The 9,672-nt window shown below is 38.7% G+C and carries 9 protein-coding genes; 3 read left to right on the top strand and 6 right to left on the bottom strand.

Annotated elements, in window-relative coordinates:
• Positions 1 to 598: 598 nt before the first annotated feature.
• A complete protein-coding gene (locus CXF93_RS02685) occupies positions 599 to 1,054 on the top strand; it encodes an RNA-binding protein (RefSeq protein WP_101060840.1) in 456 nt (151 codons plus the stop codon).
• Positions 1,055 to 1,068: 14 nt separating this feature from the next.
• On the opposite strand, the gene murI is transcribed toward CXF93_RS02685, so the two are convergent.
• On the bottom strand, positions 1,069 to 1,857 hold the full coding sequence (murI, locus tag CXF93_RS02680) for a glutamate racemase (RefSeq protein WP_101060838.1): 789 nt from the start codon (positions 1,855 to 1,857) through the stop codon (positions 1,069 to 1,071).
• A 128-nt stretch (positions 1,858 to 1,985) separates the two neighbouring features.
• Positions 1,986 to 3,869 (bottom strand): TonB-dependent receptor domain-containing protein, encoded by a 1,884-nt coding sequence (locus CXF93_RS02675; protein WP_101060836.1) that lies wholly within the window; start codon positions 3,867 to 3,869, stop codon positions 1,986 to 1,988.
• A 383-nt stretch (positions 3,870 to 4,252) separates the two neighbouring features.
• Here CXF93_RS02675 and trmA point away from each other — a divergent pair, with 383 nt between their 5' ends.
• Complete coding sequence (gene trmA / locus CXF93_RS02670; protein ID WP_101060834.1) at positions 4,253 to 5,365, top strand: tRNA (uridine(54)-C5)-methyltransferase TrmA; 1,113 nt, start codon at positions 4,253 to 4,255, stop codon at positions 5,363 to 5,365.
• A 74-nt stretch (positions 5,366 to 5,439) separates the two neighbouring features.
• Here the strand turns inward: trmA and CXF93_RS02665 are convergent, their stop codons facing one another.
• Together CXF93_RS02665 and fabR are read right to left on the bottom strand one after the other, a co-directional pair.
• The gene (locus tag CXF93_RS02665; RefSeq protein ID WP_017223639.1) at positions 5,440 to 5,802 is read right to left on the bottom strand and encodes a DUF1422 family protein; all 363 of its coding nucleotides are present in this window, start codon (positions 5,800 to 5,802) and stop codon (positions 5,440 to 5,442) included.
• Between the two features lie 23 nt (positions 5,803 to 5,825).
• The gene (gene fabR, locus CXF93_RS02660) at positions 5,826 to 6,446 is read right to left on the bottom strand and encodes an HTH-type transcriptional repressor FabR (RefSeq protein ID WP_017223638.1); all 621 of its coding nucleotides are present in this window, start codon (positions 6,444 to 6,446) and stop codon (positions 5,826 to 5,828) included.
• Between the two features lie 328 nt (positions 6,447 to 6,774).
• Here fabR and CXF93_RS02655 point away from each other — a divergent pair, with 328 nt between their 5' ends.
• The gene (locus tag CXF93_RS02655) at positions 6,775 to 8,148 is read left to right on the top strand and encodes a sodium-dependent transporter (protein ID WP_101060832.1); all 1,374 of its coding nucleotides are present in this window, start codon (positions 6,775 to 6,777) and stop codon (positions 8,146 to 8,148) included.
• A gap of 93 nt (positions 8,149 to 8,241) precedes the next feature.
• On the opposite strand, the gene cysQ is transcribed toward CXF93_RS02655, so the two are convergent.
• Positions 8,242 to 9,048 (bottom strand): 3'(2'),5'-bisphosphate nucleotidase CysQ, encoded by an 807-nt coding sequence (gene cysQ, locus CXF93_RS02650; RefSeq protein WP_101060830.1) that lies wholly within the window; start codon positions 9,046 to 9,048, stop codon positions 8,242 to 8,244.
• A 45-nt stretch (positions 9,049 to 9,093) separates the two neighbouring features.
• Positions 9,094 to 9,639: an ADP compounds hydrolase NudE gene (gene nudE / locus CXF93_RS02645; RefSeq protein ID WP_101060828.1), complete on the bottom strand. Its 546-nt coding sequence runs from the start codon at positions 9,637 to 9,639 to the stop codon at positions 9,094 to 9,096.
• Positions 9,640 to 9,672 lie beyond the last annotated feature (33 nt).

The following is a 9,672-nucleotide window of genomic DNA, read 5'->3' as shown; positions in this document are numbered from 1 at the left end:
GTCCATTGTTTATAAAACCAAATCTTTCGATTTAATTTAATGTTCACAATTACATTGATATAATATTTGGTCATTACATCTCTGCAAGTGCTCACACAGATTGCTTGAATAAATTGTTAAAGAGCATTGACCTTGACGTCTTTCGCCGTGGTCAGGCTGCGTATTCTACGCAAACCTATTTCGAAGTCAAGCACATATTTGCACTTTATTTCGGGAGATTAAAAAGTAACTTTCGATACTGATAAACACCTTTACTTAGCGGCTGTTGCCGTGTCAGTGAGGTCGCATTATAGAGAGATGACGGATGATGACAAGTCTTTTTTATATAAAAAACTAAAGACATAATTAATCACAACTTACCACCAAGTTATACACAGCCTATGCATTTATATTTCAATAATATTAATATTTTTGTTTGTATTTCATACATTTTTTGACAAAATAAGACACAGCTATGATTTTTTTTAGCTTTTTATTGATACATTGAGATTGATTGTCGCTCTTCTATATATTAGTTACTATTAGGGACAAGAGTAACAATTGATAATTTATTCTTTTATATTAATCACTTATGTGTTTTCAGGGGTTCTTTAAAACGATGGGCTTTTCAACTTTATCCAATGCTACTCGAGCATCCGTTATTTCAGTGGCTATTGCTGCAATTGGTTTTGCAGTACTTTCCTTTATAGGAAGTACAATAGCAGCACCAATTGCGTTTGCTATTGGTGCAATTATTACTGGTATTACAATTAAATTAACAATACCTTCATCTTCAAGCAGCGTAGCTGTAGAAACAACGACTTTATATGTAGGGAACTTACCTTACCGAGCAAATGAGACATCAGTACGTACATTGTTTGCAGAACATGGGCAGGTATTATCAGTTCGCTTAATGAAAGACAAGCATACAGGTAAACGTCGTGGTTTCGGTTTTGTCGAAATGCCAGAGGCTGATGCGAAAGAAGCAATTCAATCGCTGAATGATGCTGAATATCAACAACGGACATTAAAAGTACGTGAAGCGAATGAACGCACTCTTCATCCTGCAGAGTAATTTACTTCATTAAATTATACGTCTATATATAAAGGCTGACTTAACCCTATTTCATTAAATAGGAGAGTCAGCTTTTTTTGTGCCTGTATTTTGGTACAAAAAGCTTTTCCTGCATTAGATTGACTAGCAATAACACTCCCATCACCTAATATATCTTTCACTCGTGATGCAATAGCCATACCTGAATCTATAAATTGAATATGCTCACCAAGAAGGTTCTCTAATTCACTCACAAGTAATGGGAAGTGAGTACAGCCTAATACCACAATATCTGGACTATGATCAGGGTCCTGCCACCTTGATACAACATTGCTAATTTCATCTAAATCGACAGCGTGACCATATAGTTTATTTTCAGCCTGTAAGACCAGACTTGTCGTCCCGATCATATCTATCTCACAATCCTGAGCATGTTCATTCACAAGTAACTGAGTATATTCGCGCGAAACGGTACCCGGCGTAGCCAGTAAGCCGATTTTTTTCTTTTTACTGTGTAATGCAGCGGGTTTAATCGCAGGTACAACACCAACAAAAGCAATAGGGAAGCGTTGACGCAAAGCAGGTAGCACCAATGTACTAGCAGAGTTACAAGCGATAACCACAAGATCAGGGCTATGATTTTCATACATGTAACCGATTAACTGGCAAACACGTTCAATAAGAAACTCGGGATCAAGTTCACCGTAAGGGAAATACGCATTATCAAACAGGTAAAGGTAGTCCGCGTTTGGTAATTGCTCTTTGATCGCTTTATATATAGATATACCACCTACACCAGAATCAAAAATCAATATTTTACTCATGTACAAACCATTGGAATATTATAAAGACCATATAATAGTCAAGGGCGGGATAAATTGGAATAGGTAGATATGAATGAAGCCAGCATATCGCTGGCTTCATTCATATTACATTAACTATCTATCCAAGATTAAAATTCATAAGTCGCATTAATGTAGTAACCACGTTCAGGGGCAGGATAGCCTTGCGCTGTCGCATACTCTTTATCGAAGACATTATCGATTCTAGCACTGACCTTGAACGCTTCAGTCACTAGATAAGCAGCCGAGATATCCCAGAGACTGTAGCCAGCAACGGTTTCAACATTGTTACCTACGTAATCATCTCTTTCACCTTGATATAAGTAGCGTAGAGACAAATCAACATCACCTAATTGAACAACACCTTTCCATTTTGCTTTGTATTTCGCACGTCGTAATAATGTATCACCGTTCGCGGCTTTAGGATCTAAGTACTCAAGCACCGCTTGATGAGAAACAATACCGGTTATAGCATTACCTTCAAACTCAACACCTTGAATAACACTTTCTCCATCAATGTTATAAGCTGTAGTAATACCGTTAATAGACTGCGAACCAATTAAGTCTTGGACTTTATTTTTATATGCTATGACTTTCCAATCAAGAGGCCCTGTAATACCTTTAATACCGACCTCAATTGATTCTCCTATCTCAGGTTTTAAATTTGGGTTACCTTTAGCACCATAAGATGAAGATGGATTGGAATATAAATCATACATTGAAGGTGCTTTAAATGATGAACCAGTCGAGGCTAGCACACTATAGTTTTTAACAAACTCCCAACCAGACGCTAAAGCCCAAGTTGTGTGCCCTCCGAATGTTTCATTATCATCATATCGAACAGAACCATCCAATGTGATTGATGACATTTCATAAACAGCAGTCGTAAAGACGCCTGTGTTAGTGCGTGAGATAGTACCGTCAATATTCGAATAAATACTATCACTATCATCTTTAACTTGGTCATCGCGCCAATCTAAGCCCGCGTTTAGTAATAATTCATTAGACAATATAAATGAATTGATAAAACTTACATTATGCTGCTTAGTGAAAAGTGTACTAGTAGCATCTTTATAATCATCACCTGCTTTATATTGATATGATTTATTTTCACCAAATGAATAAGTTAACGAACCAAAATAGTTATCTCGGCTATATTTAGCACCTGTCATTATTGATGTCGTTTCTAGCCATTGCTCTTTTTTTAAGTGTACCTCGGGGCTCCATTGAGAGGCAGCATTAGAACCATCATATTCAGATACACTTTGTGAGTAGCGAGAATTAATAAACGCATTCAGTTGGGTAGATAATTGATAATCAGCACCTACTAATACATTTTTATTTTCAGCCCCATGCTTATCACCATCATTAACACCTAGTATTGGTTTAGAATTGTAACCTTCACTATCATCATAACCGAGTCCGAAATTCACGTGTAGCTTATCGGTTAAATCAGATGATAAAAATAAATCAGCTTCATAGTATTTATCCGAACCTATTCCAGCTGTGATTTGCTTAATACTCTCACCTTGTTGACCACGAGTGATGATATTGATCACACCGCCGATAGCGTCAGATCCATAAATAGCACCGCGCGGTCCACGAACAACCTCAATTGTTTCAATTTGGCTAACTGGAATTTTACTAAAATCAACACCAGAAGTAATGCTCGATGGTAAGCGTACACCGTCAATAAGAACTAATACATGATCAGATTCAGAACCGCGCATGAAAACAGAAGTTGTACTTCCACGGCCACCATTCTGGCCAATATCAATTCCCGGCAACATTCTTAAAATGTCAGGGACTGATTTTGCCATGCTCAATTCAATATCATCACGAGTAATAACTGTTATAGGCGCAAGTACATCAGAAATGGCTTGTTCAACACGGCTGGCAGTAACAACAGTTACTTCTTCATTAGTGGTAGCAGATGGATCTTGGGCAAGAGCAGCGAACGGCAAGAGTGCAGCTGCTAAGAGTTTTTTAGACATTGTAAATTTTTCCTATTTACGCGTAGAAAAATAAGCCGAATCATTCAGCAAAATTGAGTATTAATTATTTTATTAATTACTCAGGTTCCTATTGGAGACCGGCCTTAAGTGCTAAGCACTATCACCGTTGCGCGACAGGTCCAGAATCTAACTGGATTCCCCCAATAAATGGATATTACTAGACTAGAGATTTAGCTCTATTATTAATAACGGCAAAAAGTATAGAATTATGCGTGATAAATGTATATTTATAATTCGCTTATTTATAATTTCAAAATAAGACAAGGTAAGTATCGAGTAGAAAGTAAAATATGCTGGACAAACTATAATTGGGTCTTACAATCGCTACTCTTTTGTTTAGTATCTAACTACGGTGAGCCCACATGATCGAAATGCACCCTGACAACTACCAATCACAACTTGACGATAAAGCCACTCGTCAACGTGATCTATTTAAAAAATTCTCACCGCCAGAATTAGAAATATTTGACTCTCCAGCAGAAAACTACCGTCTACGCGCAGAGTTTCGTGTTTGGCATGACGGCGATGACCTTTACTACATCATGTTTAATCAAGATACCAAGCAAAAATTCAAAATCGATTACTTCTTACCTGGTAGTAAATTGATCAATGAGATCATGCCAACGTTAATCGCTGAATTAAAAAAATCGAAATTATTACGCTTTAAACTTTTTCAAGTCGATTTTTTGTCAACACTCAGTGGTGAACTGTTAGTCAGCTTACTTTATCACCGCCAGTTAAGTGATGAATGGATTGCAGAAGCAAAAGCATTAAAAGAAAAACTAAGCGAACATTTCAATATCAACATTATCGGTCGCGCTAAAAAACAAAAAGTGGTACTAGATCGTGAGTTCGTGGTTGAAGAATTAACCGTTGCTGGCAAACAGTTAAAATATCAACAAGTGGAAAATAGCTTCACCCAACCAAACGGTATTGTGAATCAGAAAATGCTCGAATGGGCATTAGATGTTACCAAAGATTGTAGCGGTGATTTACTTGAGTTGTATTGTGGTAATGGCAACTTTTCTATTGCCCTCGCACCAAATTTCAACAAAGTATTAGCGACAGAAATATCAAAATCGTCGGTACAATCTGCGCAATATAATATCGCAGAAAATGGCCTAGACAACTTAACGATCTTACGCTTATCCGCTGAAGAATTTACTATTGCCATTAAAGGTGAACGTGAATTCAACCGCCTTAAAGCGGCAAACGTTGATTTGACAACGTTCAATTGCAACACTATTTTTGTCGATCCGCCACGTGCAGGCCTTGATGCAGAAACAGTTAAGATGGTGCAAGAGTACGATAATATCGTTTATATATCTTGCAGCCCTGAGACTCTGAGTGACAACTTAGAGTCTTTAAGCCAAACGCATAATATTGAACGTTTTGCACTCTTCGACCAATTCCCGTATACCCATCATGTTGAGTCTGGTGTTTACTTAACTAAAAAAGTGAACGAAGAAGGTTAACTAAAAGTATTAATCTGAATAGATAAAAGCCCGTTAACAAGTATATTGTTAACGGGCTTTTCAATCGGTCTAAATTAAGCTTCTACTTTAGGACTAAACACACCAATCGTTTTTGCAACCCAAACAGACAAACCCAATACCAACATTAAAGGTAAAAAGTTACTGCCCAGTTCTGGATATTCCATACGTACGAACGTGGTATATGTCAGTACTCCTATCGCAAACAAACCTAACGATGATTTACTGATATGACTCTCAATGGCACTTGTCATATAAACTTGATACCAATTATAAGCCACCAGCGCTAATGCAATGAGTGGGAAAATACTAAACTGAACTTCACTCGTGGTTAAGGTTGCTAACGTTGCATTGCCACATAAGCCTGCTAAAAAAGCAAAATATAATGGTTTGTAACCTGCTTGATTTTTTGTCGTCATTTAAATACCTCAATGTTCAGAGTTTACAGCGTAATACCTCTTGTCATTTTTAGTACCGCTGCGCCTTTTGCAATCATTCTCAATTGCATTATAGTACGTTCAGACAATGCACGACGTTCTTCGTTCGATAAATCGAGTGCTTCAGCGCCAGCATTAAAAACAATTGTGACCATTGCCTCAGATTGGATCGTCGCTTCATCACGATTTAACTTTGTTGACAGCTCTATATAGTCTGTCAGCTCGTGACTAAAATGACGAAGCTCACGAGAAACCGCAGCGCGGAACGCAGCTGAAGTACCAGATCGTTCACGTAATAGCACACGAAAAATATTGGGATTCTGTTCAACAAATTCCATAAATGTTTCAACCGAGGTTTGGATAACACTACCACCGGTTTCGATACGTTGTCGTGCCTGCCGCATCAGTTGCCTTAATGTAAGGCCACCTTCATCAACCATGGTTAAACCTAACTCTTCCATATCGCAAAAATGACGATAAAAAGACGTGGGCGCGATCCCAGCCTCACGTGCTACTTCACGTAAGCTCAAATTTGAATAGCTGCGTTCAGCGGTCACCAAGCGAAATGACGCGTTGATCAGTGAACGACGGGTTTTTTCTTTTTGCTGGGCTCTAATTCCGGTCATAATTTAAAGTCATTTATTAATAGATTGTTAACACTGATATTATAATACTACTTTCAAGACTATCAGCAACTAACTTATTACTTGGTCCATTTAACACCACAAAAATAAACAACAACTAAGTATCACAACGACAAGTGTAAATAAATGATTACACACAATGGATTTAGCATCAAAAACATGCAAAAACGCCAAATTGCAGTAGCTAAACCTACACAATTTAAAAAATATAGCTGTATAAATTGACTAAATAGACATTAAATAGGATATTACCCGTAAATATTTAGTTACAAACACCATTTAAAGTAAATTAAAGTTTACACGGAGAGTTATGTCTACCATCAGTACAACAATAGACACCGCTAAACGCGGCCAGTTTAGTTCAAGGTTTGGTTTCATAATGGCAGCCGCAGGCTCTGCTGTGGGTGTGGGTAATATTTGGGGCTTCCCAACGCAAGCAGCCAGTAACGGTGGTGGTGCTTTTTTACTGGTTTATCTTGTACTGATTTTTATGCTTGGTTACCCGATGCTTATTGCAGAGTTGATGATCGGTCGTCATGGACAAACAAACCCAGCGAATGCATTAAGCAAACTAGCTAAAAGTAAAAGCGTTAAATTAATAGGCATTACCATTGGTCTTGCTGCAATTGTTACCTCAGCGCTTATTTTCTCGTTCTACGGTATTTTATCAGGTTGGTTTATCAGCAATACCTTAGCGCCGATTGCTGAAATAATGGGAGCCGCAACAACAGCAAGCTGGTTGGTTGATATGTCACTGTCACGTAATGTGATCTTTACGGTGATATTCGCGATGTTTACCATCTTAGTGATCCAGCAAGGTGTTGAAGACGGCATTGAGAAATGGTCTAAACGTTTAATGCCACTGCTATTTTTAATGCTGATTGCGGCAATGCTTTACATTGTCACTCAGCCTGGCGCAGAGTTAGGTATACGCGCATTATTGATTCCAGATTTCAGCCGCATTATGGACCGCGATGTATTGATTGGGGCATTAGGCCAAACATTCTTCTCATTATCATTAGGCAGTGGTTGCATGATGGTATACGGCTCTTACTTAAACAAAAAAGAAAACATTGCGAAGTTAGCAGCGCAAGTAACATTAATGGATACAGCTGTCGCATTCGTTGCAGGTATGGTGATCTTACCGGCGATGTATGTTGCATCGCACAATGGTGTTGAGATCTTCGCTGCAGACGGGAGTTTACTAAGCTCAGATACACTGGTATTTACAGTATTACCGGCCTTATTTGAAACCATGGGTGCTGCACAATACCCCATTTCAATTCTATTTTTTGCATTGTTATTTGTTGCCGCATTGACCTCTGCGATTGGCATGATGGAGTCTCCGACAAGTTACCTTGCAGAGCGTGCCACAATGACGCGTAAAAAAGCCGCTTATATCGTTGGTACTATCGTAACGGCATTAAGCTTGGTAATTGTATTTAACTTCTCGACACTGTTTGGTTTTGTTATTACGCTGACAACACAATATGCACAACCACTTATTAGTTTGGGTGTGGCTATTTTCGCTGGTTGGGTTTGGAGTCGTAAAGGCTTAATGGCTGAAATCAGAGAGCAAGAAGGTGTCACAGAACATTCTATCTTCTGGAAGATCTGGCCTGTGTATGTGAAATTTGTCTGCCCTGTATTAGTGCTTATTCTGGTGTTTGCGTCATTCCAATAAACATGAATACCGTTCAATGAATATGAAAAAGGTCAGCGATATGCTGACCTTTTTCATATTTATAAACTCATACTGGTGTTATAAGCCAATTGATTAACCAGTTAAAATCTCAGACCAATTTAAATTTCGATCTCCAAAGACAATAAAATCAGGGTTCTTTAATGTTTCACGCTGATTATAAGATAACGGGTTTAAATTCAAATCAACAATAGCACCACCCGCTTCAGCTACGATACATTGGGTACCAGCAGTATCCCACTCACCAGTAAGACCAAAGCGTATATAACAATCTGCTTTACCTTCGGCGACTAAACAGCCCTTTAAGCTCGCAGAGCCTAAAGATTGTAATTCTAGATCAATATCATCTGCGACTAACTGACGGATGTTATCAGGGTTCTGAACTCGGCTCACAACAACATTTAGACTTGCTAGAGGTTGTGGGCATGTATGACTGAATATTTGCTCTTCACCTGCAGTCGTTTCTTTGTAAGCGCCTTCACCATCAACAGCCCAATAAAGTACGTCATCCTTTGGACCATAGATCATCCCCAAAATAGGCTTATTCTTATGTACCAATGCAATAATTGTCGCAAAATCACCACTACGAGAAATAAACTCTTGGGTGCCATCTAATGGGTCTAATAACCAATAAGTCTCCCACGACTGGCGTTCTGAAACTGCAACATCACAATCTTCTTCAGATAGAATAGGGATATCGGGGGTCAGCTGCGTGAGCTGTGCAGAGAGATATTGGTGTGCGGCGATATCGGCACTGGTGACAGGTGTATGATCAAGCTTAATTTCTTGTTCAAACTCACCCGACTGATAAATATCATAGATTACAGTACCTGTGGCACGTGCAATTTTTTTTAACGCTGGAATTAAGGTCATTACTTGCATACTGCACATCCTACTTTGTTCTCGCCATCACTTAATAATTTAGTATTACTTATCTAATTGTTTTAGGGCAAGTAATAATGCACAAATAGCACGAGATTCTGTGATCTCATCATTATCAAGGAGTTCATTGGCTCTCGCTAGTGGCCACTTTATAATCTCAAGCGGTTCTGGTTCATCTCCCTCACGTGATTCAGGATATAAATCCTGTGCAAGATAGATCTGCATGTGAGCAGAAAAATAGCTCGGTGCCAAATTGACTTCTTTAAGTAAAGTTAGCGTTTTAGCCCCAACGCCTACCTCTTCCATTAATTCTCGGTTAGCTGCAACTAATGGCGTTTCACCTTTATCGATAGCCCCTTTAGGAAAACCGAGCTCATAGCGCTCTGTACCAACGGCATACTCACGGATCAAAATAAGATTGTTATCCGCATCGACAGGGACCATCATGACGGCGCCGTGACCACCACCTTTCATTCTTTCGTAAGTACGTTCAACACCATTAGAGAAACGCAGTGAAACAGACTCAACTTTAAATAATCGACTTTCTGCGATGATATTCGAGTTCAATATTTTGGGTTTTTGATGTGTCATTTTAATTCTGCATCCTTGTCATAACGCCATACA

This window comes from Moritella sp. Urea-trap-13 (assembly GCF_002836355.1).
In the GTDB taxonomy this organism is placed as follows: Bacteria; Pseudomonadota; Gammaproteobacteria; order Enterobacterales; family Moritellaceae; genus Moritella.
This window is presented reverse-complemented; position numbering and strand designations above follow the sequence as displayed.

Bases quoted from the DNA above. Each gene is read 5' to 3' on its own strand.
- cysQ (WP_101060830.1), bottom strand. From the start codon at position 9,048: ATGCAAGTAATGACCTTAATTCCAGCGTTAAAAAAAATTGCACGTGCC.
- CXF93_RS02685 (WP_101060840.1), top strand. From the start codon at position 599: ATGGGCTTTTCAACTTTATCCAATGCTACTCGAGCATCCGTTATTTCA.
- fabR (WP_017223638.1), bottom strand. From the start codon at position 6,446: ATGACCGGAATTAGAGCCCAGCAAAAAGAAAAAACCCGTCGTTCACTG.
- nudE (WP_101060828.1), bottom strand. From the start codon at position 9,639: ATGACACATCAAAAACCCAAAATATTGAACTCGAATATCATCGCAGAA.
- murI (WP_101060838.1), bottom strand. From the start codon at position 1,857: ATGAGTAAAATATTGATTTTTGATTCTGGTGTAGGTGGTATATCTATA.
- CXF93_RS02665 (WP_017223639.1), bottom strand. From the start codon at position 5,802: ATGACGACAAAAAATCAAGCAGGTTACAAACCATTATATTTTGCTTTT.
- CXF93_RS02655 (WP_101060832.1), top strand. From the start codon at position 6,775: ATGTCTACCATCAGTACAACAATAGACACCGCTAAACGCGGCCAGTTT.
- CXF93_RS02675 (WP_101060836.1), bottom strand. From the start codon at position 3,869: ATGTCTAAAAAACTCTTAGCAGCTGCACTCTTGCCGTTCGCTGCTCTT.
- trmA (WP_101060834.1), top strand. From the start codon at position 4,253: ATGATCGAAATGCACCCTGACAACTACCAATCACAACTTGACGATAAA.